Origin of the sequence: Streptomyces sp. HUAS 31 (genome assembly GCF_028198125.1) — a bacterium.
GTDB classification, from domain to species: domain Bacteria; phylum Actinomycetota; class Actinomycetes; order Streptomycetales; family Streptomycetaceae; genus Streptomyces; species Streptomyces chartreusis.
Map to the genome: position 1 here is coordinate 109,591 of NZ_CP116354.1, position 25,256 is coordinate 134,846.

The 25,256-nt window shown below is 70.7% G+C and carries 22 protein-coding genes; 7 read left to right on the forward strand and 15 right to left on the reverse strand.

Features of this window, described 5'->3' with window-relative positions:
- Positions 1–2 precede the first annotated feature (2 nt).
- Positions 3–1,001, reverse strand: coding sequence for an NAD(P)H-dependent flavin oxidoreductase (locus PGH47_RS42700; RefSeq protein WP_271668389.1), 999 nt, complete (start codon positions 999–1,001; stop codon positions 3–5).
- A 281-nt stretch (positions 1,002–1,282) separates the two neighbouring features.
- Here PGH47_RS42700 and PGH47_RS42705 point away from each other — a divergent pair, with 281 nt between their 5' ends.
- The 4 genes from PGH47_RS42705 to PGH47_RS42720 all read left to right on the forward strand — a co-directional run bounded on the left by PGH47_RS42705 (position 1,283) and on the right by PGH47_RS42720 (position 5,811).
- Positions 1,283–2,182 (forward strand): LysR family transcriptional regulator, encoded by a 900-nt coding sequence (locus PGH47_RS42705; RefSeq protein WP_271668390.1) that lies wholly within the window; start codon positions 1,283–1,285, stop codon positions 2,180–2,182.
- A 98-nt stretch (positions 2,183–2,280) separates the two neighbouring features.
- Positions 2,281–3,204 carry an MBL fold metallo-hydrolase gene (locus tag PGH47_RS42710; RefSeq protein WP_271668391.1) on the forward strand — a complete coding sequence of 308 codons (924 nt, stop codon included), beginning with the start codon at positions 2,281–2,283 and terminating at the stop codon, positions 3,202–3,204.
- A 56-nt stretch (positions 3,205–3,260) separates the two neighbouring features.
- The gene (locus tag PGH47_RS42715; RefSeq protein WP_271668392.1) at positions 3,261–4,178 is read left to right on the forward strand and encodes a fumarylacetoacetate hydrolase family protein; all 918 of its coding nucleotides are present in this window, start codon (positions 3,261–3,263) and stop codon (positions 4,176–4,178) included.
- A 361-nt stretch (positions 4,179–4,539) separates the two neighbouring features.
- Positions 4,540–5,811 carry a DUF2079 domain-containing protein gene (locus tag PGH47_RS42720; protein WP_271668393.1) on the forward strand — a complete coding sequence of 424 codons (1,272 nt, stop codon included), beginning with the start codon at positions 4,540–4,542 and terminating at the stop codon, positions 5,809–5,811.
- A gap of 61 nt (positions 5,812–5,872) precedes the next feature.
- Here PGH47_RS42720 and PGH47_RS42725 read toward each other — a convergent pair whose 3' ends face one another.
- Complete coding sequence (locus PGH47_RS42725) at positions 5,873–6,619, reverse strand: TetR/AcrR family transcriptional regulator (RefSeq protein ID WP_271668394.1); 747 nt, start codon at positions 6,617–6,619, stop codon at positions 5,873–5,875.
- 113 nt (positions 6,620–6,732) lie between these two features.
- Between PGH47_RS42725 and PGH47_RS42730 the strand changes: the two genes are divergently transcribed.
- Both PGH47_RS42730 and PGH47_RS42735 read left to right on the forward strand, forming a co-directional pair.
- Entirely contained in the window at positions 6,733–7,641 is a 909-nt protein-coding gene (locus tag PGH47_RS42730; RefSeq protein WP_271668395.1) for an arginase family protein, read from the forward strand.
- A gap of 141 nt (positions 7,642–7,782) precedes the next feature.
- Positions 7,783–8,940, forward strand: a complete 1,158-nt coding sequence (locus tag PGH47_RS42735) for an RICIN domain-containing protein (protein ID WP_271668396.1) — start codon at positions 7,783–7,785, stop codon at positions 8,938–8,940.
- A 19-nt stretch (positions 8,941–8,959) separates the two neighbouring features.
- Here the strand turns inward: PGH47_RS42735 and fabG are convergent, their stop codons facing one another.
- The 9 genes from fabG to PGH47_RS42780 form a co-directional block, all read right to left on the reverse strand.
- Complete coding sequence (gene fabG, locus PGH47_RS42740; protein ID WP_271668397.1) at positions 8,960–9,733, reverse strand: 3-oxoacyl-ACP reductase FabG; 774 nt, start codon at positions 9,731–9,733, stop codon at positions 8,960–8,962.
- Entirely contained in the window at positions 9,730–10,197 is a 468-nt protein-coding gene (locus PGH47_RS42745; RefSeq protein WP_271668398.1) for a MaoC family dehydratase, read from the reverse strand. Before PGH47_RS42745 ends, fabG begins: the two co-directional genes overlap by 4 nt.
- 53 nt (positions 10,198–10,250) lie before the next feature.
- Positions 10,251–10,658 (reverse strand): Zn-ribbon domain-containing OB-fold protein, encoded by a 408-nt coding sequence (locus PGH47_RS42750; RefSeq protein ID WP_271668399.1) that lies wholly within the window; start codon positions 10,656–10,658, stop codon positions 10,251–10,253.
- A complete protein-coding gene (locus PGH47_RS42755) occupies positions 10,655–11,812 on the reverse strand; it encodes an acetyl-CoA acetyltransferase (protein ID WP_271668400.1) in 1,158 nt (385 codons plus the stop codon). The genes PGH47_RS42750 and PGH47_RS42755 overlap by 4 nt, the downstream gene beginning before the upstream one ends.
- An 86-nt stretch (positions 11,813–11,898) precedes the next feature.
- Positions 11,899–12,789 carry an ABC transporter substrate-binding protein gene (locus PGH47_RS42760; RefSeq protein ID WP_271668401.1) on the reverse strand — a complete coding sequence of 297 codons (891 nt, stop codon included), beginning with the start codon at positions 12,787–12,789 and terminating at the stop codon, positions 11,899–11,901.
- A 59-nt stretch (positions 12,790–12,848) separates the two neighbouring features.
- Positions 12,849–13,634: an amino acid ABC transporter ATP-binding protein gene (locus PGH47_RS42765; RefSeq protein WP_271668402.1), complete on the reverse strand. Its 786-nt coding sequence runs from the start codon at positions 13,632–13,634 to the stop codon at positions 12,849–12,851.
- Positions 13,634–14,542 carry an amino acid ABC transporter permease gene (locus PGH47_RS42770; protein ID WP_271668403.1) on the reverse strand — a complete coding sequence of 303 codons (909 nt, stop codon included), beginning with the start codon at positions 14,540–14,542 and terminating at the stop codon, positions 13,634–13,636. The genes PGH47_RS42765 and PGH47_RS42770 overlap by 1 nt, the downstream gene beginning before the upstream one ends.
- Positions 14,539–15,030 (reverse strand): hypothetical protein, encoded by a 492-nt coding sequence (locus tag PGH47_RS42775; RefSeq protein ID WP_271668404.1) that lies wholly within the window; start codon positions 15,028–15,030, stop codon positions 14,539–14,541. The genes PGH47_RS42770 and PGH47_RS42775 overlap by 4 nt, the downstream gene beginning before the upstream one ends.
- Positions 15,024–17,174 (reverse strand): acetate--CoA ligase family protein, encoded by a 2,151-nt coding sequence (locus PGH47_RS42780; protein ID WP_271668405.1) that lies wholly within the window; start codon positions 17,172–17,174, stop codon positions 15,024–15,026. The genes PGH47_RS42775 and PGH47_RS42780 overlap by 7 nt, the downstream gene beginning before the upstream one ends.
- 193 nt (positions 17,175–17,367) lie before the next feature.
- Between PGH47_RS42780 and PGH47_RS42785 the strand changes: the two genes are divergently transcribed.
- Positions 17,368–18,306 carry an Lrp/AsnC family transcriptional regulator gene (locus PGH47_RS42785; RefSeq protein WP_271668406.1) on the forward strand — a complete coding sequence of 313 codons (939 nt, stop codon included), beginning with the start codon at positions 17,368–17,370 and terminating at the stop codon, positions 18,304–18,306.
- Positions 18,307–18,371: 65 nt separating this feature from the next.
- On the opposite strand, the gene PGH47_RS42790 is transcribed toward PGH47_RS42785, so the two are convergent.
- From PGH47_RS42790 to PGH47_RS42805, 4 genes are all read right to left on the reverse strand, one after another.
- Entirely contained in the window at positions 18,372–19,841 is a 1,470-nt protein-coding gene (locus PGH47_RS42790) for an SWIM zinc finger family protein (protein ID WP_271668407.1), read from the reverse strand.
- A 169-nt stretch (positions 19,842–20,010) separates the two neighbouring features.
- Complete coding sequence (locus PGH47_RS42795; RefSeq protein WP_271668408.1) at positions 20,011–20,625, reverse strand: HAD family acid phosphatase; 615 nt, start codon at positions 20,623–20,625, stop codon at positions 20,011–20,013.
- A gap of 268 nt (positions 20,626–20,893) precedes the next feature.
- Positions 20,894–22,423, reverse strand: coding sequence for a glycoside hydrolase (locus PGH47_RS42800; RefSeq protein ID WP_271668409.1), 1,530 nt, complete (start codon positions 22,421–22,423; stop codon positions 20,894–20,896).
- 149 nt (positions 22,424–22,572) lie between these two features.
- Entirely contained in the window at positions 22,573–25,194 is a 2,622-nt protein-coding gene (locus PGH47_RS42805; RefSeq protein ID WP_271668410.1) for a YwqG family protein, read from the reverse strand.
- Between the last annotated feature and the right edge of the window lie 62 nt (positions 25,195–25,256).

The window sequence follows — 25,256 nt, forward strand, 5'->3', positions numbered from 1 at the left end:
GGTCACACCGACGGTGAAGGGGCAAGGCGCGGGGCGGTCTTCTCCGCGAGGGCGGCGACGGCTTCGCGGTACTGCGCGGCGAGTTCCGCGACGAGTTCGCCGGCCGTCGCGATCTGCGTGATGGCGCCGATGCCCTGCCCCGAGCCCCAGATGTCCTTCCACGCCTTGGCGCTGCCTGCGCCCGCCGTGCCGAAGTCCATGGCGGAGGAATGGGACTCGGGCAGGTCGTCGGGGTCGAGCCCGGCGGCGGTGATGCTGCCGCGCAGGTAGTTGCCGTGCACGCCGGTGAACAGGTTGCTGTACACGATGTCCTTGGCGGTGCTGTCGACGATCATCCTCTTGTAGGCGGCCGGATTGTTGGCCTCGATCGTCGAGAGGAACGCCGATCCGACGTAGGCGAGGTCCGCGCCGGCCGCCAGAGCGGCCAGGACCGAACGGCCGTGAGCGATGGCCCCGGACATCAGAAGAGGCCCGTCGAACCACCGTCGGATCTCCTGCACGAGAGCGAAGGGCGACTGGGTTCCCGCGTGCCCGCCCGCGCCGGCGGCCACGGCGATGAGGCCGTCGGCCCCCTTCTCGATGGCCTTGTGGGCGAACTCGTCGGTGGTGACGTCGTGCAGGACTATGCCGCCGTAGCCGTGTACCGCTTCGTTGATCTCGGGCCGAGCCCCCAATGACGTGATCACGATGGGAACCCGGTGCTTCACGATGACGTCCATGTCGTGATCGAGCCGGTCATTGGAGCGGTGCACGATCTGATTCACCGCGTACGGCGCGACGACGGCGTCCGGATGTGCGGCCGCGTGGGCGGCGGTCTCCTCGGTGATGCGGGCCAGCCAGTCGTCGAGGAGTGACGCCGGCCGGGCGTTGAGGGCGGGGAACGAGCCGATCACACCGGCTTGGCACTGGGCGATGACCAGCTCGGGACCCGAGGCGATGAACAGGGGCGAGCCCACCACGGGGAGCGTGAGGGGGCCGGAAAGAGCGGGCGGCAGCGGCATGGCGGATCCTTCGGACGCGTGGGCGGGGGGTTCATCGGTCATCAACCATGAGCAATGTGCCGGGCACCAAGCCTCGGCACTCCGGCTCGATGTCCGCTCCCCGAACGAGTGGAGGAAGCGCCGCAGCCTCGGGAAGTGCGGTGCGGGCCGGTACCCGGCAGGGCCGGAGACCGACAGCACATCACACCCGGTCCGTCAAATCATGAGTGAAATCAGTTGTGATCGAAAAATGACGGACGTCGGCCGCCGTGCCGATACTCCCCTGAGCAAGGGAGGCAGCGGTGGACATCAGAGACCTTCGCTACGCGGTCACGCTCGCCGAGGAACTCCACTTCGGCCGTGCGGCGCGACGTCACTACATCAGCGCCCAGCCCTTCGGCCGCCGTATCCAACGCCTTGAGCGCGACGTCGGCGCCCTGCTGTTCGAGCGCACGAGCAGACGGGTCGCCCTCACCGCGGCCGGTGAACGGTTCATCGCCCAGGCGCGGTCCGTTCTCGCCACCATCGAGGCCCTGCCGGACCTCCATCACCCCCAGGACGAGCAAGGACCCACCCTCACCCTCGGCGTTCTCGGTTTCGGACTCGCCGAACTCTGGCCCCGCTTCGTCGACCTCCTGCGCGACCGCCTGCCCGCGGGTGTCTTCGTCTACCAGGACCTCGACTTCGTCGACCAGTACGACGCGGTCCTTGAAGAGCACGTGGACGCCGCGATAGTGCACTACACGGGCCCCGTCGAGGGCCTGACCTTCGAACGGGTGCTCATCAGCCCCCGGGTGGCCGTCGTCCCGGCACGATCGGAACTCGCGGGCGCCGAATACCTCTCCTGCGCCGACCTCGACGACCAGCGGTGGGTGCCCGTCGCCCGGTCCCGGGCCGGCAAGTCCGCGTGGGCCGGCCCATGGGGCGCGGACCCCTCCGACACCCCGTGCGTACGCACTCCCGCGGCACTGCCGGCCGCCGTCGCGGCAACGGGCGGCCTGTCGATGCACGCCGCCGCCGCGGCCCGCTTCTACCCGCACCCCGACGTGCACTTCGTACCCATGGCGGGGTCGCCGTGCGAGATCGCCCTCGCCACCCGCACCTCGGACCGGCGACCGGCGACGCAGGCCGTTCGGGAGTCCGCCCGGCTCCTGCCGCGGCTGCCCGGCACGTTGACGGACCTGTCGCGGCCGGATTCGTAGGCCGGAGCCGTCCATCGCAACTCTTTTCACTGATGATGCCGCGGTCAGCGCGTGGTGTTCTTGCCGTTCCTCGTCACGCGCAATGGAAGGGACACCTGATGGAAGGCCACGAAGCCTCTCTCACCACGGTGGCCGACGGCGTCCACGCCTGGGTGCAGCCGGACGGATCCTGGTGGGTCAACAACGCCGGCGTGATCGAGACCGGCGACGGGGTGATCCTCGTCGACACGTGCGCCACGGAGGCACGCACCCGTTCCCTGCTCGCCGCGGTCGACTCGGTGAGCCGTGGCGGGCCGATCCTGGCGGCGATCAACACGCACGCCCACGGGGACCACACCTACGGCAACAGCCTGCTGCCACAGGAAACGATGATCATCGCGCACGAGCACACGCGCACCGGCATGAGCCAGGACACGCTCCTGGACGACTGCCCGCCCATCTGGTCGCCGATGCCCGACTGGGGAAGCGTCACGCGCCGTCTGCCGGTCCTGACCACCGGCGACGCGCTCACCCTCCACCACGGCGGCGTCCGGGTCGAGGCGCGCCATCCCGGCTACCCCGCCCACACCGCGGGCGACCTCGTCGTATGGCTGCCCGATCAGCGCGTGCTGTTCACCGGCGACCTGCTGTTCCACCAGGTCACACCGCTGACCCTGTCGGGTGTGCTCGACGGCGCGCTGCGAGCGCTCGACTGGATCGCGCAGTTCGAGCCCGCCCGTGTCGTACCCGGGCACGGCCCCGTCATCGACGCGGGCGACCTTCCCGGCGTCCTCGAAACCCACCGCCGCTATTACGAGTTCGTGCGAACCAACGCGGACAAGGGGCGCGCCGAGGGCCTCCCGCCTCTCGCCGTCGCCCGCCGTGTCCCGCTCGGCGAGTTCGCGGGCCTGCCCGACGCCGAGCGGTTCGTGCTCAATCTCCACCGCGCGTACGCCGACCGGACGGGACTCGAGATCGACATCGAGCGGGCGTGGGGCGATGCGATCGCCCTCAACGGAGGACCCATGGTCACGCACGTGTGACCCGGCGGAGCGGGCCGCGTCGAAGAGACATCCATCGTCATCGGAAAGTGGGAGCTGTGGAGATACGCCGCATCAACACCCGAGGGAGCGGCCTGCGCACCGAGATCCGCGAGGACGCGGCAAGCCCGTGGCGCGTCGCGGAGGATCCCGGTCCCCTGGGGTACCGCTCCCCGTTCACCGCCGGGCACGAGGCGGACCACGCAGCGCGCGCCCAGGTACCGGAAGGCGGCCTGGCTCTGCCTTTCCAGCCCTTGTCCTTTCGCGACTTCATGTTCTACGAGCAGCACAACATCGACGCGGCGAAGGGCTTCACCCGCCAATTCCAGCCGCGTACGCACAAGTTCGGGGAGCTGGTGGAGAAGGTCACGCGCCGGACCTTCAAGCCCTACCTGCCCAAACCGCTCTGGTACAAAGAGCCGATCTACTACATGAGCAACGCCGTCACCTTCGTCCCGAGCGGCACCCCGATCTCCTTCCCCTCCTACTCCAGGGCACTGGACTACGAGCTCGAGATCGGATTCGTGCTGAACCGGCGGCTGCGCGACGCCGACCCCGAGCAGGCCGAGAGCGCGATCGGGGCGTTCGTCCTGCTGTGTGACTTCTCCGCGCGCGATGTCCAGATCCCGGAGATGAGGAGCGGTTTCGGGCCCCAGAAGTCGAAGCACTTCGTCAGCTCCCTGTCCGAGACCGCCGTCACACCCGAAGCCGTCCTTCCCGTCTGGCGCAAGCTCACGGGCAGTGTCCGCATCAACGGCGCCCTCGTCGCCGCACCGAGTGCCGAAGGCGCCCGATACAGCCTCGGCGAGGCCATCGCGCACGCCTCCAGGAGCGAGGACCTCCTGCCCGGTGAGCTGTTCGGCACCGGCACCCTCCCCGGAGGCAGCGGCATGGAGAAGGGCGTCCGGCTGCGGCCCGGCGACCGGTTGGAACTCGAACTCCCCGGCGTCGGCCGGATCCGGCACGACATCCGGTGATCACCGCTGCCATGGCGACCGCGGCCGTCTGCGTCCTGACCGCCGCGAGCCCGGCGCCGCCCTCCTCCCCCTCGCACGGTTCCCCGATCACACCCACCGCGCCCTCGGCCGGCAGCGGATCTGCCCCGTCGGCCACCGGGTCCCCCATGCCGTGACCCGCCCGAGCACGCTCCCTGCCCCTGTCCGCGCAGCCCTTCACGCGCTCCCCGGCCGCCGTGGCACACCGGTTCGGGTACCCGCGGGGCGCCACCCCGCCGCGCCCCGCACCCGCAAGCGCTCCCGGTGGGACGCGGCGCCTCATCTCCTCGCGCTCACGCTGTTCGCCGCGTACGCGACCCACTCCGTACTGCGCTACCACCGTATGGAGACCCGTTCCTGGGACCTGGGCATATTCGAGCAGGCCGTTCGCGCGTACGCGCGGCTTGAGGCCCCGGTCGTCGATCTGAAGGGTCCCGGCACCAATGTCCTCGGGGACCACTTCAGCCCGGTCACCGCGCTGATCGCCCCCGCCTACCGGCTGTTCCCCACGCCCGTCACGCTGCTCGTCGTCCAGGCGGCGCTCTTCGCGCTCGCCGCCGTCCCGGTCACCCGTGCGGCGAGCCGTCTGCTGGGCCGGGCCCAGGGCCTGGCGGTCGGTGTGGCGTACGGACTGTCGTGGGGAATCCAGCAGGCGGTCGACTTCGACTTCCACGAGATCTGCTTCGCCGTACCGTTGATCGCGTTCGCTCTGGCGGCGCTGCTGCGCCGGCGGTGGCGTGCCGCCCTGCTGTGGGCGGCGCCGCTCGTCCTGGTCAAGGAGGATCTCGGGATCACGCTGTCCGCGATCGCCGTGGTGGTGGCGTGGCGGGCCCGCCGGGAGCCGTCCGGAGCCGCCGTGTACGCACTCGGCGTCGCCGCGCTCGGGGTGCTCGCCACGGTCCTCACCCTCACCGTCGTCATTCCCGCCTTCAACGCCTCGGGCGGTTACGACTACTGGTCCAAAGTCGACGGCGGACCGTCCCCGTTCGCCGGCGCCGACGTCAAACTGCGCACCCTGGCCTGGCTGTTGCTGCCCACCACCGGTCTGCTGGCCCTGCGTTCCCCGCTCGTGCTGGCCGGTGTTCCCACACTCGGCTGGCGTCTGCTGTCCGGGGAGGAGCACTACTGGTCCACCGACTGGCACTACAACGCGGTGCTGATGCCGGTTCTCCTCCTCGCCCTGGTGGACGCCGTCGCGCTCAGCCGGCGCAGCCCGCGCCCCTGGCTGCGCGCGTACGCCGACCGGCTCCCGGCGTGTGCCGCGGCGGTGGCGCTCGCCCTGACCACCGCGCAGCCCCTGTCGGCCCTCACCGAGTCCGCGGCCTACCGCAAACCCGCGCGTGCCGTCGCCGTCGAGGACCTCCTGTCCCGCATCCCCGACGGCGCGAGTGTCGAGTCCGACGTGGGTCCCATCAGCCGCCTGGCCGGCCGGTGCCGTGTCCTGTGGCTGGGCGACACCCGGGGCGTCACCCCGGACTGGATCGCCTTCGACAACAGCTCCGACAGGGTGAAGGACCCGCTCGCCTACGCACGCCGGCTCCATCCGGGCGCGACCTACGACTTCTCCGGTGAGGCGGGCGGTTATCTGCTGCTGGAACGCGCGGACCGCGGCTGAGACCCGGGGCGCGGACGTTCGCCGAGTGGCCCGCTCCTGCGCACGCCCTTCGTCGTGGCCGTCAGGGGCGGGTCGAGGGGCGGGGGGCGCGCCGTCGCCGGGGGTGGGGGGCCTGGAGGTCGATGCGCCGGGGGCCGGGGTCGGGCAGCGGCCGGAAGGGCAGGTCACCGGAGTAGCCCACGGCGAGGGTGAGCTGGCGGGCGGCCAGACGCCTGGCGTCGGCGAGGGTGAGCCCGCCCGTCTCCGTGATCAGCCGGTGCGTCAGGCCCTCCAGGAGGGCCATGGCGATGGTCGCGACCTCGGCCGGGTCGCAGTCGCTGAAGTCCCCGCCCCGCAGCCCGGCATCGATGACGGCGGCGAGCGGTTCGAGCAGCCGCTTGCGGAACTCGGCGAGCCTGCCGCTCATCTCCGCGGATCCGGCGGAGCGGATCTTCAGTTCCGCCCACAGACGGCATTCGAGGACGTCGTCGTGGGTGAGGGGGAGCCCGAAGTCGATGAGATCGGCCAGGCGCTCGGCGGGGCGGTCACGATGCGACTGGCGGCTGCGGCGCTGGAGGCGGGCTTCCTCCCTGGTGAGCGAGTACGCCAGCGCGTCGGTGAGCAGCCGCTCTCGGGAGTCGAAGTGGTAGTGCACCAGCGCGTTGGAGACACCGGCACGGCGGGCGATGTCGGCCAGCCGTACACCGTCGAAACCGTCCCGGGCGATCAGCTCGACGGCGGCCTGGAGGATGCCGTCCCTGGCCCCGCGCGTCCTGGTCCCGGTCTCTTCGCCGGCCGCGGCGCCGGCGCCCACCGTCTCGTCGTCCACGGGATCGGATCCTGTCACAGCCCCTTGCCTCTCCACACGCCCTGACCTTAATGTCAGGACCGTCTCCTGACTTTAACATCAGGAGATGCCTTCGGGGAGCTAGGAGAGCCTCAATGAGCCGCAACGCGACGATGTTCGGCCCAGACACATTCCTCGGGGTGGACCCCTGCACGCTGGACGATGCCGCCACGTACGAGGGCGCCGACGTGGTGATCGTCAACGCGCCGTCCGACGCGCCCGCCGGGGCCCGACCGGCGTTGCCGCTGCGGATCGACGCGCTGCGGCAGCTGCGGGTGCTCGACGCCGGGGACGTGGGGAGTGCGGCGGCCGTGGCGGACGCGGTGACGAGGGTCGCGACGGCGGGCGCCGTGCCGTTCGTCCTGGGCGCGCACGGCACGATCGCCCTGTCGGACATCACCGGTGTGGCGCTGCGCCACGCGACGGGCCGGATCGCGGTCATTCACATCGAGGCGCACGCGGAGAACGCGGACATCCACCCGGGGCACCCGCACGGCCCCGGCCGGCCGACGGACCGCCTGCTGGAGTCGGGCGCCGTACGCGCGGACCGACTCGTGGCGATCGGGCCGTGCGGCAGCCGGCCGGGACCAGGGACACAGCCGCCCGCCCAGGGGGTGCGCCGCTACGCGCCGACCGAGATCGCCGGCCGCGGCCTCGACGCGTGCGTGGACGAGGCGACGGCCACCGCCGCCCGTGACTGCGACGGTGTCTTCCTCGCGGTCGACCTTCATGCGAGCGGGCCGTGCGCGGCCCGAGGCACGGATTCCCGCGGGGGCCTGACCACCCGTCAATTCCTGCACGCGGTACGCCGGCTGGCGGGCGAGCTGCCGCTCGTGGGGCTGGACGTCGTCGAGGTCTCCGGGCCGCACGACTACCCGGACGTCACCGCGTTCCTCGGCCGGCGCGTCGTGCTGGAAGCCCTCTCCGGCATGGCGTCCCGCCGACGCGGCGACACCTGGCGACCCGCCCGCCCGCTGCTGGTGGGGCGGGGGACGACCGTCTGACGGACTCTCGAATGCCACGCCGCCGGGGCGAGTACCGGCACGGCCAAGTGCTCAAGTACCGCGATCGGTCGGTTCGCAGTGCCGGGATCCGTGTGTCTCATGGAGGGCATGACTGAGAACGAGCATCTCGCGGGCCTCACCGTGTACGAGGCCGCCGACGCGATGCCCGATGTTCCCGCACTGCTGGAACGGGCCCGGGCACTGGCGGCGATCGCCGTGATCATGCAGGACGAGTGGAACGAGCGGTATGAGATCGGGGCGTCGCAGTGCACGGACAGGGGCGGTGTCGTGCTGCGGGGCTGGACACAGAGCCGAGGAGTTCAGGTTCACTTCCATGATGAAGCGGGCACCGTGGTCTTCCTGTGGGACGTCGACGCCGACTTCCTGCCGGAGAACCTGCCCCGCGCTTGGGAGGCGATCCTTGCGCAAGTGCCGAAGGACCTGCGCCCATGTCTGTGGAACGCTGACACGGTGCATTCCGACACGGACCTCCCGTGGATCAATGCCGTGATGTGGCGGCTTCCGGGAGACACCGCCTGGCGCACGGCTGACCTCACGGATGCAGCCTTGTCGGGTGGGTTGGATTGGGAAGACGCGGGTCTTGGAGCATGTATGGGCGAATCCGACGGAGCCCACAACGTGCTGACCGACCTGATCGCCCCGTCGCCCGCAACGGTGATGCTGGAGAGCGGGCTGGGGGTCGAGAAGGCGTCACTCGCGATCGCCGGCGCCGTCCGGCACGTTCTGGCCCTGCGGCCGCTGACGGAGGACATCGTCCGGACCCTGAACCCCGAGGTGTCACTGGCCGACGTGGCCGAGGAGATCGCGGCGACGGGCCACCGCCCCGTTCAGCCGGGCGACGCCCGGCCGCTGGACCGGGGAGAGGGGGAAGGGGACCCACTGGTGATGGGGTCCCGGCATGACCCCCCATTCATGATCGGACATCTCCTGCCGGAGGCGGACGGGGAGGGGTTCCACCGGGTTCTCGTCCACCACTCGGGCAAGGCCCTCACAGCCGAGGGAACGGCTGTGGTGCAAAGCGAACTGCACGACGGCGACAGCCAGAAATGGCTTCTTCAGACGCTCGGCCAGGGCCCTCGACTCCGGGTCGTTGCGAAGGAGTCCGGGCTCGCGCTGCAGGCGGGCTCAGGGCCGGGGGAGCCGGCCCTGCTGGCCGAACCGCACGACGGGGACGAGCAGATCTTCCGTTGGGAGAGCCGCTACGGCTACGGCCATTGGGCTTTCCTGGAGAATCCCGCCACCGGACTGTCCGTCACCATCCGGCCACGGCCCGCCTGATCGGTCCGCTCCGCCCCGCTCAAGGGTGCGAGGAGCCGCCGTCGACGGCGATGACCTGCCCGGTGATGTAGGAGGACTCCGCGGATCCGAGGAAAGCGACCACCGCCGCGACCTCCGCGGGCCGGGCGAGACGGCGCAGCGGGATCTGTTCTAGCCAGCCGTCCACCACGTCACCGGGCACGGCGGCCAGCATCGGCGTGTCCACCGGCCCCGGCGCGACCGCGTTCGCGCGCACCCCGTGGCGGGCCTGCTCAAGGGCGATGGTGCGGGTCAGCCCGACCACACCCGCCTTCGCCGCGCTGTAGTTGGCCTGGCCGAAGGAGCCGTGGCGGCCCTCCGAGGACAGGTTCACGATCGCTCCGCCCGACTCGCGCAGCAGCGGCAGGAACGCCTGGCAGCCCAGCCAGGTACCCGTCAGATGCACGTCCAGGACCTGCCCCCAGTCGGCGTCCGTGAGTTTCTCCACCGTCCGGTCGCGTGTGATGCCCGCGTTGTTGACGAGCAGGTCGAGCCCGGCCTCCCGGTCGCGGACCTCCTGGACCACCCGGGACCAGTCCGCACGCCTCGACACATCGAGCCCCACCGCACGGGAGCCGGTCGCGGGACCCCCGACGGCCGCGTTCGCCGCCTGCGCCGCCGCGAGGTCGCGGTCGGCGAGGAGAACCATCCAGCCGTCCGAGACGAGCCGGTCGGCCACGGCGAGACCGATACCGGATCCCGCCCCCGTCACCAGGGCCACGCGCCGCCGGGAGCCGGGCGTCGCGCGGGCCTCGCCCGCGGGGCCGGCGCTCATCGTCCCTCCTGCGGACGCCGCTCCACCAGCCAGACGTCGCTGCCCTGCTGGACCACGACGCCTTCCTGGTTGCGGACCTCTATGTCGGCGGTGACGACGCCCGTGCCGCGGTCGGAGGCACGCTCGCGGGCCTCGGCGATCGTCCAGGTCGCGGTGACCGTGTCGCCGGGCCTGACCGGGGCCACGAAACGCCGGGTGGTCTGCAGCCAGGCGACCACCTGGAGGCTGGCGAGCATGGGGGTGTGCAGCGCGTACGACATCGACGCGACCAGCATCCCGTGGGCGAAACGGGAGCCGAAGGGATGGTTCGCCCTGCTCCAGGCGTCGTCGACATGCATCGGCGCGTAGTCGCCGGACAGGCCCGCGAAGGTGACGATGTCAGCCTCGGTGACGGTCCGTCCGGCCGTGCTGAACGACGTACCCGCAGGCAGGTCCTCCAGATGGCGCGGGACCTTGATCTCCACGGTACGGGTTTCCTTTCGTGTCGCGTGACGGGCAGCGGCGGCGGCGCTGCCCGTCACCGGTCGAGTTCGAACAGGGGGAGGTGACAGCCGCCGGCCACCGGCTTCCACACGAGCCGGACACGGTCCCCGACGGCGGCCGTCTCACGGTCCGGGCCGACGATGTCGGACAGGAAGCGCACGCCGTCGTCGAGGTCGACGAAGGCCACGACGTACGGGCAGTCCTGCGGGGTCATCACTTCGAACGGGCGGTGATGGACCGAGACGGCGTGCACGCTGCCGCGGCCGGTCGACTCCTCCCAGACGAAGTCCTGCGCCAGGCAGTGCGGGCAGGCCTCCCGCGGGTGGTGGATCAACTGCCCGCAGGCCCGGCAGCGTTGCAGCAGCAGTCTCCTGGACCGGGTGGCGTCCCAGTACGGCGCCGTGCCCGGCCGCTCGGGGGGAAGGAAATCGCTCTGGCTCACAGGGTGTCCTCCGTGCCCAGGACGACCGTGGAGGTCGCCGACAGAATCTCGCCGGTGCCGTGCGCCACGGCGATGTCCGGCGCGTCCAGCTGGCGTTCACCGGCCTCACCGCGCAGTTGGCGCACCGCCTCCGTCAGCAGGAAGATCCCGTACATGCCGGGGTGCGTGTAGCACAGTCCGCCGCCGTTGGTGTTCATCGGCAGCGCGCCTCCCGGCGCCGTCCCGCCGTCCGCGACGAACTGCGCGGCCTCGCCCTTGGCGAAGAAGCCGAGGTCCTCCAGATGAAGCAGCGCCGTGATGGTGAAGGAGTCGTACGCCATCAGCAGGTCGACGTCCCGGTGGGCGATGCCCGCCGCACCGAACGCGCGGGGCCCGGACACCGCGCCCGGTGTCAGCGTCAGGTCCGGCATCGCGTGGATCATCCGGTGCGAGTGCGCGGTGGCCGCGCCCAGGACGTACACGGGCGGCTTTCGCAGGTCGCGGGCCCGTTCCGCGGACGTGACCACGACCGCTCCCGCCCCGTCCGTGACCAGGCAGCAGTCCAGTAGACGCAGCGGCGTGCAGACCTGGGCCGAGGAGAGCACGTCGTCGACCGTGATCGGCTCCCGCAGCCTGGCGCGCGGGTTCATCGCGGCCCATCGCCGGGTGTTCACCGCGATGGCGGCGAGCTGTTCCGATGTGGTGCCGTACCTGCTCATGTGCCGGTTCGCCGCCAGGGCGTAGGAGCCGATCAGGCCCAGCCCGTAGGGGACCTCGAACTCGTCGCGCGGGCCTGGGGGATCGACCCAGCCGCCGCCCCCGCGGCGACGGTCTCCGCGCGGTGTCGCCGCGTAGACGATGAGGACCGTCTCCGCGAGCCCGGCCGCGATCGCGGCCGCCGCCTTCTCGACATAGAGCTCGAAGCTGGAGCCGCCGTTGTAGGTCGCCTCGCTGAACACCGGGGCGATGCCGAGGAATTCGGCCAGGTCGAGCGAGGAGTCCGTGTGCGCGACGCCGTCGACGTCCGCGAGGGTCAGGCCCGCGTCGTCCAGTGCCGCTTTGATCACGCGTGCTTCGAGCGCCCGGCCCCATGCGTCGAGTTCTCCGGTGGGCGACGCCTCCTCGGCGATTCCGACGACGGCGGCGGCACCGCGCATCGTTCGGTTCTGCGGCATGGCCGTTCCTGCCTTTCGGGTGGTGTGGTGATGACGGGATGCGAAAGTGATCGGGCCAGGGGAGGGCCGTGGGTCGACGGCGGTGGCTAGCCGGCGGGTGCGGACTTGGGGTTCACGGGGAACGCGTCCACGGCGGAGTCGCCGAGCTTCCACTTCGTCATGATCCGGTCGTACTCGCCGGACTTCCTCAGCTCCCGAAGCGCCGCCGAGACGGCCTCGGCCAGGTCCTTCGACTCCTTGGCCACCGTGATCCCCATCGGGAACACCCCGGGCAGCCGGCCGTGCACCTTCACGTCCGCCTTCAGCTTCCCGACGACGTAGTCGGCGTTGACGTTGGTCACCAGCGCGGTGTCGGCGCGATTGCTCGTCACCGCGAGCAGCGCGTTGTTGGCGTTCTCGAACTGCTTGATGTCGAGAGCGGGCTCACCGCCGGCCCGGCATTCGCGCGAGGCGTCCTTGAGCAGCGGGATCTCGGTGGAGCCCTGCGGAATGGTCACGCTCATGCCGCACAGCGCCGCGTACGAGTTCAGCTCCGGGCCCTGGTGGGCCACCGGGACCAGCATCTGATCGAAGGCCTCGGCGTACTGCACCATGGTGACCGACTTGAACTTGTCCTCGGTGATGTACATGCCGGCGATCGACGCGTCGAACCGGCCCGCGGCCAGGCCGGGGATGATCCCGGAGAACGAGCCGCGCTTCCACTCGACCTTGACGCCCATCTCCTCGGCGACGGCGTTCATCAGGTCGACGTCCGAGCCGACCATCCGGCCCGAGCCGTCGATGGACTCCAGCGGCGGATAGGTCGGATCGGTCATCACACGCAGGGTCTTGCTCTTGGCGATGTCGTCCGGCAGCAGGGCGACGACCTCGGGGTTGCCGGCGGGAGCGGAGTCGTCGGCCACGAGGTCCGAGCCGCAGGCGCTCAGGGCCGTCGCACAGAGCAGGACGAGACAGAGGGACTTCACGGATCTGGCCATGGGGCGGTTCCTTGGGGGCGCGGTGGTACGAGGCGGGGTGGTGGCCAAAGGGCCGGTGTTCAGTGCAGAACGTGGGACAGGAACGCCTTGGTGCGCTCCTCGCGCGGCGCGTCCAGTACGGCGGCGGGAGTGCCCTCCTCGACCACGACGCCGCCGTCCATGAACACGACGCGGTCGGCGACCTCACGCGCGAAGCCGATCTCATGGGTGACGACGATCATCGTCAGTCCGTCGTGGGCGAGGCCCCGCATGACGCCGAGCACCTCGCCGACGAGTTCGGGGTCGAGCGCCGAGGTGGGCTCGTCGAACAGGACCACGTCGGGCTTCATCGCCAGGGTCCGCGCGATGGCGACGCGTTGCTGCTGGCCCCCGGACAGCTGGTCCGGGTAGGCGTCCTTCTTCTCCGCGAGGCCGACCCGCCGCAGGAGTTCAACCGCCTCCGCCTCGACGACGGACCGTTTGCGCCGGTGGACACGCACCGGCGCCTCCACGACATTCTCCAGGACCGTCATGTGCGAGAAGAGGTTGAAACGCTGGAACACCATGCCGACGGCGGTCCGCTGCCTGCAGACCCTGCGCTCGCTCAACTCGCGCAGCACACCGCCCGATTCCTCGTAGCCGATGGTGTGGTCGCCGACGACGACGATGCCGTCGTCGACCTTCTCCAGATGGTTGATGCAGCGCAGCAGCGTCGACTTGCCCGAGCCGGACGGTCCGAGCACACAGACGACCTCGCCGCGCCCGACGCGCAGACTGACCCCATTGAGGATCTTCAGGGAGCCGTACCGCTTGTGGACGCCGCGTACCCGCACGATCGTGTCCGGCGGTGTCGTGGACGTGGTCATCAGGACCCTCCTTCGGCCCGGCGCGGCGCGCGCTTCGGTCTGCGGACCTGCACGCCCTTGGAGTAGCGCTTCTCCAGGAAGTACTGGCCGACGCTGAGGACCGAGGTCAGCGCGAGGTACCAGACGCTCGCCACGATCAGCAGCGGGATGGTCTGGAAGTTGCTGGCGTAGATCTGCTGCACGGAGTACATGAGGTCGGCGACCGCGAGGACGCTCACCAGCGAGGTGGTCTTGAGCATGTTCACGATCTCGTTCGCGGTGGGCGGGATGATCAGCCGCATGGCCTGCGGCAGCACGATCCGGCGCAGCACCAGACCCGGCGACATCCCCAGCGCCCGCGCCGCCTCGATCTGGCCCCGGTCGACCGAGCGCATGCCGGCCCGCACGATCTCGCTCATGAACGCGGCCTCGTTCAGGCCCAGTCCGATGATCGCGGCGGCGACCGGGGTGATCAGGGCGTTGGTGTTCAGGTCGACGACGGAGAAGACGCCGGGCACGCCCACCCCGATCGTCGGGAACAGTGCGGCGAGGTTGTAGAAGAACACCAGCAGGACCAGCAGCGGCACTCCGCGGAAGAACCAGATGTAGGCCGCGGCCAGCCCCGAGATGATGAAGTTCTCCGAACTGCGCATCACCGCGAGGACGATGCCGAGCAGGATGCCGATCGCCATCGAGACGACCGTCAGCCACAGCGTGAGGACCAGGCCGTCCAGCACGGGTCCGGAGAACAGGTAGGTGCCGATCACGTCCCAGCCGAACCGCTCGTTGCGGGACAGCAGGTAGGCCGACCACAGGGCGGCGGCCAGCAGGGACACGGCGAAGCCGGTACGCCACGGGTGCCGTCGCGCGGCGACGGGCGGGAGCTCGGATTCCGGTCCGCGCCGGAGAGCCTCGACGACGGAGGTCACCGCGCGCCGTCTTCGGTCGTCGCCTCGCCGGCCCGGCCGACCGTCGGCAGCTGGTAGCACAGCCAGGTGGCCGTCATCCCGGGACGGTCGGCGCCCTCGTGTTCGAGCACGCACTCGAAGACGATCAGGTAGCCGTCGTGCTTCGGTTCCACCCGGGCCACGGTCGTGCGGAAGCGCAGCGGCCGGCCGGCCACCATCGGGGAGACGAAGCGGACCCGGTCGAGGCCGTAGTTCAGGCCGTGGGTCGAGTTCATGTCCCAGTTGATGTACTTGCTGATGAAGTGGTCGAGCAGGCCGAGCAGATGGAAACCTTCGAGCAGGCCGTCGGGGTAGAGCAGCCGGTCCTCGGGCGTCATGAACTCGTCGATCATCGTGGCCTCTTCGAACAGCCCTCGAAGCCGGGTGTCGACGCTGATGTAGGGGCTCTCTATCGTCTGCCCGAGCAGGCCGGGGATGTCCTCCAGCCGGACCTCGTTCGTGGTCAGCATGGGTTCTGGTCCTCTCTGCGAACGATGGCGTCGACGGCCCAGAAGTCCTGCGCGGCCGTCATCAGCGGGTTGATCTCGACTTCCTGCAGGGTGTGGTCCTCGGCGAACGCCCGGCTGAAGGCCGCGATCCGGGCCGCGAGCCGTGCGACGTCGACTCCCTTGGAGCCGCGGTAGCCGTGCAGCAGCGGCGCGATCCCCAGCGAGTCGAGGAGCGCGACGGCCTCGTCGTCGGTGAGCGGGGCGGCGAAGGTCCGCACGTCCCGCAGCAGTTCGGCCAGTACGCCGCCGGCGCCCACCGTGACCACCGGTCCGACGGCGGGGTCCCGGCGGGCGCTGAGCAGAAGTTCGGGGCCGTCGGCCGCGACCTGCTCCATGACGATGACTCCCTCGGCCGCGTGATCGCCGGCCGAGGCGAACCGCTGAAGCATCGCGCGCGCCTCCGCCCAGGCCCGGTCACCGGGCACGTTCGTGCGTACGCCCCCGATGTCCGACTTGTGGTGCACGCCGGCGATGACGATCTTGAGCACCACGTTCGGGGCGGTGAACGTGAGGGCGCCCGCGTCGTCGGCCTGAAGCTCGCGCGCGCTCAGGAACCGGCGGGCCGGCACCGGCAGGCCCAGTTCTGCGACGGCCGCGAGACTCTCGAACTCGGGCAGGGCCGCCGAGGGCCGGCTGTCGTGGCCGGTGTGCGGCTGCTCGGCCGCCCCCGTACCGGCGCCTGGCGGGCCGCTCGCTTCCCGGCCGGCGCCCGGCGAGGCGCTCGCGGCCAGCGCCCGCCCTGCGATCCGTGGCGTGCGCACCACAGGGATGCCCTCGTCCAGGAAGGCCCGGACGATCGCCTCGTCGGCATCGCCGTAGGGCGAGTAGACGAAGATCGGGATCCCGGTCGCCTTGCTGACTCCGCCGAGAGCCCGTGCCTCGCCGACGACGGAGGAGAACTCACGCGATCCGGCCTCGTCCTTGTAGAGACCGAATTTCAGTACGGCTCCGATGTCGTCCCGCACCACGATGTCCGCGAGGTCGCCCCACAGCGAACCGTCTCCGTCGTCGTCGATGACGGCGTCCACCGGATTGCCGACCGCGGCCAGCGGGTTCAGGGCCTCGCGCAGCGCCGCCTGCACACCGGGGCTGAATTCCGGGACCCGTAGTCCGGCCCGCTCGACCGCGTCGGCGGTGAGCGTGGCGAAGCCGCCGCCGTTGCCGATGACCGCGACCCGGTCGCTGCCGGCACGCGGCGCGATCGACAACGCCTCGATCAGCGGCATGAGTTGCGACTCGTCCTCGACCTCGATGACACCGGCCTGGGCGAGCAGACCGTCGTAGATCATCGACGGCGAGACGATCGCGGCGGTGTGCGAGACCGCCGAGCGTTGTCCCGAATCGGTCTGCGCCCCGCGCAGGACGAGGACCGGCTTGGTGCGGGCGGCGGCCTTGAGGGCGTCGACGAAGTGCCGCCCGCTCTCGTTCCTGATCCCCTCCAGGTAGACGGCGATCACGTCGACACCGGGATCGCTCGCGCAGTACTCGACGTACTCGTGGATCTCGATGTCGGCCTGGTTCTCGAAGCCGACCACGTTGCGGAACCCGAGCCCGCCGGCCCGCAGCTTCGGCGCGATCGACTCGATGAGCGTGCCGCTGGCGGAGATGAACGCCACGCCGCCGGGCCGCGCGGGCAGACCGAGGAGGTTGGCGCCGGTGGCGCCCGCGTAGACGCCCATCGAGTTGGGGCCGACCACGCGGGTGCCGCGGGCCCGTGCGTATGCGGTGAGTTCGCGTTCGGCGCTCTCGCCCGCCTCGCCGGTCTCGGCGAAGCCCGCGGTGTGCAGGACGACCACCGGGACGCCCAGATCGGCGGCTTCCCTGGTCACCGCTGCCGCAGCCGCGGCGGGCACGGCGACGAAGGCGACGTCCGGCACCTCGGGAAGGTCGGTGAGCGAGGGATGGGACGCGACGCCCTGTACGGGACGGCCGCTGCGGGAGACCGGGTAGCTGGTGCCGTCGAACGACTGGAGCAGGTGCTGGAAGTACAGCCCGCCCATCTTCGCCGTGTCGTTGGACGCCCCGACCACCGCGACGGAGGTGGGCGCGAACAGCGACGACAGCCCGCCCGCTGGGGCGCTGCCGGTGTTGGTGTTCCTGGACATGGCGGCGAGGCTATGGCTGCAAAACCATCTCGTCAATACCTTTTCGGCTGTAGTCTTCCGTCTCAACGAACGAATAGTCTGCCGAATACGAGTACTGCTGGTTTATCGAAGATCTGGTGGTGAGTGGTTCCCCCGCCTCCGGCCGTGCCGTGTTGCTAGGGTCCGGCGTGGTGGCTGACCAGGAAGGACCCGCATGGAGCTCGACGAGTTCGATCTCGCCCTGATCGAGCAGTTGCGCATCGACGGACGGGCCTCGTTCGAGTCGCTCGGCGCGCAGGCCGGCCTCTCGCGCACGGCGGCCCGGGCCCGGGTGCAGCGCATCTTCGAGTCGGGGGCGCTGCGCGTCGTGGCCATGGTTCATCCCGAGATCGACGGGATCCACGCCTTCGGGCATGTGTCCATCGCGGTGCACGGCAGAGCCACGGCCCAGGTCGCGGCGTCCGTCGCGCAGTTCCCGGACACGCCGTTGGTGTCGATCGTCTCCGGCCGGCACTCGATCGTCGCCGAGCTGCGGTCCTCGGACGTGGCGAATCTGGCCGACACGGTGAGCCTGATCCGGTCCGTCGAGGGGGTCCAGTTCGTCGACACGCTGCTCTACACCCACCTGGTGAAGGAGTCCCACGCCCCGGCGGCACATGAGCCGGAGAGCCTGGACCAGTTCGACGACACCGATCGCCTGCTGCTGAACCTGCTGCGGCAGGACGGTCGGATGCCCTACGCCGATCTGGCCGAGCGGGTCGGACTGTCCCGGGGAGCGACGCGCACGCGAGTCCTGCGGCTGATCGAGTCGGGAGTCGTCGCGATCACCGGGATCGTGGATCCGACCGCGTTCGGCATGACGCAGATGACCGGATTCCAACTCCATCTGGAAACCGACGGGGAGACGGCACTGAGCGAGATCGGACGCATCGGGGAGGTGGACTTCCTGGCGCGCACCCTGGGGCGCTGCGACGCGGTGGGCACACTGATCACCCGCACGCGCGCCGAGACGATCGACATCCTGGACCGGATGCGGGCGATCGACGGGGTACGGGACCTCCAGTCGTGGACACACCTGGAGCTGGTCAAGGAGCAGTACGACCGCAGACCGCTGCGGGCCCTGCCACGCTCGGGCGCCGCCGCGCGCGGCTGACAGAACCTTCGGCAGCCACCGGAGCCATGAGGTGGACGGGAGCCGGCACACGCCTCGACCGGCAGTCAGCCGTGACCGAGGCCGGCGGACACGCGGGGGGAAGCACTGTGCACGGGAGGCCCTTCCCCGCCTCCGGCGGCAGCCGCTTGCACGGCCGGTCGGGGCCGGGCGGGTCCCTCCCGCAGTGCGGTGATCGCCGCCAGGGCGTGCACGCACGGGCCGCGCGCGCCCTGGCGGCGGGTCCACAGCAGGCAGGTACAGGTGCGTCGGCCATGGAGTTCGCGCACATGGTGAACCGTTCCGCCGGAGGCCACGACGGCCGTCCCCGACCGCCGGTTCACCGTCACGGAGCCGGAGTCGACCAGGGCCCGTGCCTCGACCAGACGGGGGTGGCGCGGCTCCCTCTCGCGCGGGCAGAACGGCAACTCCCGGTGGAAGTACGCCGCCTCGGCCAGGTCGTAGCCGCATCGGCCGGCATCGACCAGGCGGTCAAGGGCCGCCCGGGTACGCGCGAGCGTCAGCCCGGCCTGCCCGGCGAGCGCCGCGGGATCGACGCACGCCTCCCACGACAGCAGCAGCGCGAGCAACTCGGCGTCCTGCCCGCTCTGCCCGGCGTCGCTGACCGCATCCGACGCGGGGGCCGCGCCGTCGGCGACGAAGCGGCCCTGCCCACGCGACAGCGGCACCAGGGTCAACCGCATCCCGGGCAGCGAGGCCTCCCAGGCGGACACCGGGTTCGCGCCATCATCGGTGACCTGTGGGCCGTACAGACGCAGCGAGGTCATGTGGGGCGCGACGCACTGCAATGCCTCCAGCCGCCCGGCGTCCGGCACCGGAACGGCGCCCGGTGACCGCAGGGTCGACAGCCTGAAGGTGCCGCTGAGGGGCACCGACCACAGCCGTACGCCCCCCTGCCGGGCCAGGCCCCGCACCAGGCGCTGTGCGCGCGCCCGCGTCACCTCGCCCTGCACGTCGAGCCGGGAGGCGATGGCCTGTGCCTCGGCGAAGTCACGCAGGGGCAGCCGCGACAGGCGCCCGTTGCCCGGCCCGTCCGGTCGGTCGGGTTTCGCCCGCGCGGCCGTCCGGACGACCCCCACACGCAAGTGCAGCGGGTGGGACGAGCGCACCCGGGCCAGGGCCGTGAGCAGCGCGTCGTTCACGTCGAAGTGCGCGGTGCCGCGGCGGATACGGGCGCCGTTGACCCCGTCGCGGAGTATGTCGAGCCTCGCGTAGACACCGCGGCAGGGGGAGATCGCCTCGAAGCGCAGCCGGTCGTGGTGGCCGGTGACCACCGGATCCAGCACGGCACGGCCGGGTTTCCCCTCCGGGTACCAGGTCCGCGCGACGCCCGCGACCGCGAGCAGGCCGGCCGCGGTGGCCTGCGAGGCGGTGACCACACCGGAGTGGAAGTGGGGGTGCCGTGCCGTGCCGCAGGGGGTGGCTCCGCCGCTGGTCTCCAGGCCGACGTCGGGCGATCTGTGCGCGCCGGTCACGGCGGAGGGCCGCACGTAGGTGTGAGTCCGCACGTCGCTCATCTGCCAGTACCCGTCGTTGCCGTGTTGTCGGTCCTCCGGCCGGCTGCAGCCGCCGCGACCGGCCGGAACGCCGGCATCGTGGCACGCGCCCACCGCTCCCCGGCCGCGGCGGACCCGACTGATCAACAACGCTGCGCGCTGAGCGGTGGGTCGCATGCCCCCGTGGCCGCTAGAACAGCCGGCCGCCGTAGTCGGGGAGTTTGAAGGCGCGTTCGGCGTGGCCGCCGGCGAAGTCGCCCGAACTGTTCCCGATATTGGCGATGATCCTGTAGCCCTTGGCCTCGATCTCGGCCCGCTTCTCGGTCTTGTAGGCGCTCACCTCGAACAGGTCGCTGAGGTCGGTGAGGTAGAGCCCGTCGACGGGATAGCCGGTCTGCTTCAGGTTCCATTCCGTGAGGGACCCGACGATGCCAGGGCGCGCCGTGACGAAGTAGACGGCGACGCCCCGGGAGTCCGCATAGCGGGCCAGGTCCCGAACGGCGGCGACGGCCGGCGTGGGCTGCTGCCAGATCGGGTGGAAGTACGTCTCCAGCGCGGTGTTGTCGATGTCCAGGACGATCGCCTGCTTCTCACCGCCGGCGCCGGCGGTCCGGGACTCGATCCACGGACGCGCCTGGGCGACGACGGCCGCGACGTCCTGTTTCCAGGTGGCGTAGTCGACGCTGCCGAGGATGTCCGCTGTGCCCGTCGGGGCCGCCTCGGCGGCGGTGGCCGGGACCGTGGCGAGAACGACGACCGCGGTGACTGCCGCGGCCCTGCGTGTGGTGGTGGCGCGGGCATGCATGTGGGGGTCTCCTGGGGGAGTGGGAGAGCTGCCGGCGGAGGGTATGACTGCGCGCACGACACGATGTGTCCTGCGCGCAGTCATGATGGGGAGTCAGCTGCCCTCGCGCTACTGGCCGGTAGACGCTCTTGCGCGGCACCACCCGGCCCGCCGAGTCCCCCTTGCCCGGCGCGAGCCGCCCCGACCCGCCCGGCCCCGGCCCTGCGGATACCGGCAATGCTCACCGGTGATGAGCATTCGGCCCGAGGCGGGTCATCGAGGGCCCCGCTCAGACGACCACACCCTGGATCTCCAGCGTCTGCACGCAGTTCGCGTTGATCGGGATGGTCACCTTCTTCCCCGACACCGTCGCCGTCCGGCGGACGTACTTCTCGCCCACCCCGGTGTTCCAGCGGTACACCACGCCGTTGGCTCCGCCCGTCGCCGTGGTGAAGGCGGACAGGTCGAAGGTCATGTTCGTGAGCGGGCCGTTGTTCGCGACGACGACGACCAGCTTGTCCGCGCTCTCGTCGAGGGCGGCCGCCGCGTGCGGCACACCGGTGCGGAGCATCTTCATCCCGGGGCGGATGTGCCGGCTGAATTGCCCCATCACCCAGTACTTGGTGTTGACGTCACCGGAGAGAGTCACGCCCTTTGCCGGATCCTGGCCGTCGTTGACGGTGAAGTGGATCATCGCCCAGTCCGGATGGGTGTCCAGCGGCTGCCAGTACGCCCACGCCGTCGGATGCAGGGCGTAGAGGTCGGCCAGCAGGTACTGGGCCATCTTGAAGCCGTCCGCGTCGGCGGTGCCGTTCTCCGAACTCCACAGCGCCTTGCCGGAGCCCTGGACCACCGAGCTGTAGAGCTGGGCCCGTTGGGTGCCCGCGTTCGCGCTCCCGGCTCCGTAACCGTGCACGTTCACGCGGTCAAGGTGCGTGCTTCCGCCGTTGCTCTTGAGGTCGTTCCACGTCGGGATGGCCTGCTCGAACGTCGCGTCGTCCGACGCCGAGATCCGCGTCGTCGCCAGGCCGCGCGTGTCGAGTTCCTCGCGCAGGAGGGACAGCACGACCGCCTGCTCCGCCGTGTTGATGCAGCAGCCCTCCTGGGGGTGGGCGTACCCGGTCCACCAGTTGCCGGCCTTGGGCTCGTTGAAGGGCTCCACGGACACGAAGTCCACGCCCCAGTTCTCCCGGGCGTGCAGCGCCACGGTCGCCAGGTGGGAGGCGTGGTGGCGCCGGTAGGTGTCGTTGAGGTTGTCGCCGTACTGCTTGGTGGCTCCGGAGGGGTTGAGGCTGTTGGTCATCCACCACATGGGGGAGTTCGCGAACAGCTCGCTGATCGCGCCGCGCTGGGTGGCCTTGAGCAGCATGGCCCGCTGCGCCGGGTCGGCGTCCCAGTTCCAGACCGATGACTCGGCGGTGCCGCTCCCGGGATCCAGCCAGAAGCCCGCGATCTGCTTGTGCCAGGGGATACGGCCGGGATCCATCCTGACGGTCCCGGAGGACCGCTGCACGGTGTTCCAGCCGCACGCCCCGAGGTTGTAGCGGGCGATGTCCAGATTCAGGCCGGGAAGCGCGGTTCCCATGTAGGTCACCGTCTTGTCGGTGAACAGGAGATCGGCGAACACGTCGGAGTATTCGGCACTGCTGCCGAAGACCTTCGCCCACCAGGCCAGGGAGGTGCCCCAGCCCTCCCAGGTGCCGTAGGTCGTCGACGGGTCGACGCTGATCGTCGAGTCGGCGCGCGCGGTACCGGTCGCGAGCGCACTGCCCAGGGCTCCGGCTCCCGCCGCGGCGAGAAGGCTTCTCCGTTTGATCATGTGCTGCTCCGTGAGGTGTGGCGAGGGTGCGTGGGAAGGGGGGAGGGGGAGCGGGCGGGGAGACCGCTGACGAAAATAATTAGCATGACTGAGACAATTTGCACCCAAGTCTGCAACATATTTTCTCGCCTCTGGGGTCTCTAGGACCTCTAGGACTGGGCCACCGCTACGACCTTGTCGAAGCGGCGGGCGGCCAGGTCCTCGCGGCGGATCAGCCAGTACAGGGCGTTCGCGGCGGCGTCGTCCTCGAAGCAGGCAAGCAAAACCAGGTCGCGTTCCTCCCGGCGCACGGCCTCTTCGGTCGCTTCCGGGCCGAGGAGGCGACGGGCCATCACGTCCTCCTCCCCGCACTGGGCCCACTCCGCGTATCCCCCGATCTGCATGAAGCGGCCGCCGTACAGCCCGTGAACCAGGTCCCTCACGTCGTCGAAAGCCTTCGCACCCGCCTGGCCGTGCAGGTGCACGTCGACGTGGGCGTCCCGCAGGTGTATGTCGCCGTCGTCGGGCATGGTGAGCATCACCCGGTTCAGACGCAGTGGTTCCCGCTTGATGACCTCTCGGCCCACGGGCGCCGGGCGGCGGCGGGTCGGGACCGAAGCCGGGACGTACAACACCGCTGTCCCGGCGCCCGGTTCGAAGTCGTCGCATCCGACGTAGAAGTTGATGAAGTCGCCGGGGTCCTCCTCGCTCTCGTAGCGGAAGAACAGGAGTGTGCCGTCCTCGGGCAAGGGGATGTCCAACTCCTCCCGCGGCAGCAGGGCGCAGTCCACGGAGGCCATGAGGCCCAGCGGGCGTTCCCGCCACACCGGCCAGGGCGTGTCCTTCGGCAGTTCCGGCAGACCGCCGAGGTGCCCGACGACCGGGCCGTCGCCGTCCCCCAGGTCGAGGCCGATCGAGGGTCGCAGCAGTGAGAGCCACCGGTCCTTCGCCTCGCCCGGCAGAAGGCGCAGCAGCGGGTCGAAGACGCTCATGTCGAACGCAGAGGCGACGGGCCCGCCGGGTTCGCCTGCCGTGGACGGCTCGGCCGCCTCGGGCGGGGGCGCCGCGCCGAAGACGTCCTGGGCGCGGGCTCGCAGGTCCGGATCCAGTTGCAGGGCCTCGGTGGCCAGTACGGCGAGCGTGCTTTTCCCGGCGTGTGCACGCTGTTCGCCGGCGAGGGTCAGAGCCTGCTCCTGCACGGCCCGTGAGGGGTTCCAGAAGGCACCGGCGAGGACGGGCAGGACCGTGTCGGCGCCGGTCGGTTCGCCGTCCAGTGCTTGGCCGAGGAGTGTGATCAGCGCAGTGGGGACGTCTTCCTCCGGCCAGAGCAGGACCTCGTGGGCGCAGGCGACGAGCTGTTCGTGGGTGAGGCGGCCGTGCTCGGCGTGTCGCGTCAGCGCCCGCATGACGTGCAGAGGACGTTCGGTGCGGGTGCCCGTGACGAACTGGACCAGGGCGGCGATGTGGTCGTCGCTGAGCAGGTCTGATCCGCTGATCTCGCCGATCGCGACCGCGCAATTGCGAGAGGAGCCGGTGAAGTCGGTGTCTTCATCGAGGATGGCTTGGACCCACCTGTCGACCAGGTCCGCCGGGAGCCGGCCCTCGCGCAGGAGCGTTCGGACCGCGTGTGCCGTCCAGTCAGCGCTCATCTGCGAGGATGCCACGACACCGGTGAGCTTGGCGTAGCTCTCGCGGCAGGGGGCGAACTCCTCCTGAGAGGGCCCGAGGTCTTCGAGCACGGTGGCGAGATGACCGGCGGGGGCCCAGTTCTCCTCGTCGGTGACCTGCTGGAGGGTCTGGATCACCTTGCGCAGGAAGAGACCACGGTCGAGCAGACCGCTCTCCAACACCAGGCGCAGGAAGCGACGCCCCCGGGCTGAGGGGTCGTCGTCGCCCAGACGGCGGCCGACGTGGTAGTCGGCAAGCTGCAACTGCGGCAGCACGCGTGGCAGCAGTGGGTCCTCGCGCGGGTCGGCGGTGACCGCGAGGCCGTGCGGGGGGAGCTCCTCATGGCCGTAGCCCACGTAGAAGTCCACGCAGCCCCCTGCGAGATGGGACGTGGGTTCGACGGTGATGCCGGTGCGGCGGCACAGACACATCAGGAGCGGGTAGAGGGCCTGGGCGTGCGGGCCTGCGGCGGCGGCCCGGATGAAGTCCGTGATGCGCTCCGGCTCCCAGCACGCCACGGCCGCGTCGGTCAGGTGGGCCGCCATCCCCTCCGGTCCGGCCGGCTCTCGGCACCCGGCGAACGCCGGCCGGACCAGCCAGTCCGCAGCCTCGCCGGAGTCGGTGTGGCAGACGAAGCCGGCGGTGGTCACCCGCATGTAGCGTGCGCCGCCGCGGTCGTTGAAGTCGGGCAGCCGGTCCGCCAGGGCGAGACGCACGTCGGTGGCGCGGTTGATCAGCGCCCGGCGCTCCTGCGCGTCCAACTCCGTGCCGGACAGCAGTGCGGCGACCGACTCCTGGGTGCCGCCCTCCATGGCGGCCAGCAGAGCGTCGAAGCCCTGCTCGACCGGGGCGCCGGAGCCGGCAGGGCCGGGCGGGGGCGTGTCGTCCACCATCTCGTGGAGGTACCGCTTCCACGCGGACATGAAGGTCGGCAGGTGCGGATGGCGGACCCGTCCGTCGACACTGACGGTGTCGGGATGCCGGGTCAGCCATATGAAGTACGTGATGCGGTCGCTGATCGTGCGAGGCGGCATGTGCGGGTCCGCCGCGGCGTAGCGGGCGAAGTCGCCCAGCTCGCCTTCGTCATCGATGAACCGGGCCAGCCATGTTCCGAAGCCTGACACGTGGGAACGCCCTTCCTGCGGGGACAGTCGAATGCCGGCGAACGTACGTCTCGGCACCGACA

Bases quoted from the DNA above. Each gene is read 5' to 3' on its own strand.
- PGH47_RS42800 (WP_271668409.1), bottom strand. From the start codon at position 22,423: ATGATCAAACGGAGAAGCCTTCTCGCCGCGGCGGGAGCCGGAGCCCTG.
- fabG (WP_271668397.1), bottom strand. From the start codon at position 9,733: ATGAGCGCCGGCCCCGCGGGCGAGGCCCGCGCGACGCCCGGCTCCCGG.
- PGH47_RS42710 (WP_271668391.1), top strand. From the start codon at position 2,281: ATGGAAGGCCACGAAGCCTCTCTCACCACGGTGGCCGACGGCGTCCAC.
- PGH47_RS42790 (WP_271668407.1), bottom strand. From the start codon at position 19,841: ATGAGCGACGTGCGGACTCACACCTACGTGCGGCCCTCCGCCGTGACC.
- PGH47_RS42775 (WP_271668404.1), bottom strand. From the start codon at position 15,030: ATGCTGACCACGAACGAGGTCCGGCTGGAGGACATCCCCGGCCTGCTC.
- PGH47_RS42795 (WP_271668408.1), bottom strand. From the start codon at position 20,625: ATGCATGCCCGCGCCACCACCACACGCAGGGCCGCGGCAGTCACCGCG.
- PGH47_RS42785 (WP_271668406.1), top strand. From the start codon at position 17,368: ATGGAGCTCGACGAGTTCGATCTCGCCCTGATCGAGCAGTTGCGCATC.
- PGH47_RS42760 (WP_271668401.1), bottom strand. From the start codon at position 12,789: ATGGCCAGATCCGTGAAGTCCCTCTGTCTCGTCCTGCTCTGTGCGACG.
- PGH47_RS42700 (WP_271668389.1), bottom strand. From the start codon at position 1,001: ATGCCGCTGCCGCCCGCTCTTTCCGGCCCCCTCACGCTCCCCGTGGTG.
- PGH47_RS42780 (WP_271668405.1), bottom strand. From the start codon at position 17,174: ATGTCCAGGAACACCAACACCGGCAGCGCCCCAGCGGGCGGGCTGTCG.
- PGH47_RS42730 (WP_271668395.1), top strand. From the start codon at position 6,733: ATGAGCCGCAACGCGACGATGTTCGGCCCAGACACATTCCTCGGGGTG.
- PGH47_RS42765 (WP_271668402.1), bottom strand. From the start codon at position 13,634: ATGACCACGTCCACGACACCGCCGGACACGATCGTGCGGGTACGCGGC.
- PGH47_RS42720 (WP_271668393.1), top strand. From the start codon at position 4,540: ATGGAGACCCGTTCCTGGGACCTGGGCATATTCGAGCAGGCCGTTCGC.
- PGH47_RS42755 (WP_271668400.1), bottom strand. From the start codon at position 11,812: ATGCCGCAGAACCGAACGATGCGCGGTGCCGCCGCCGTCGTCGGAATC.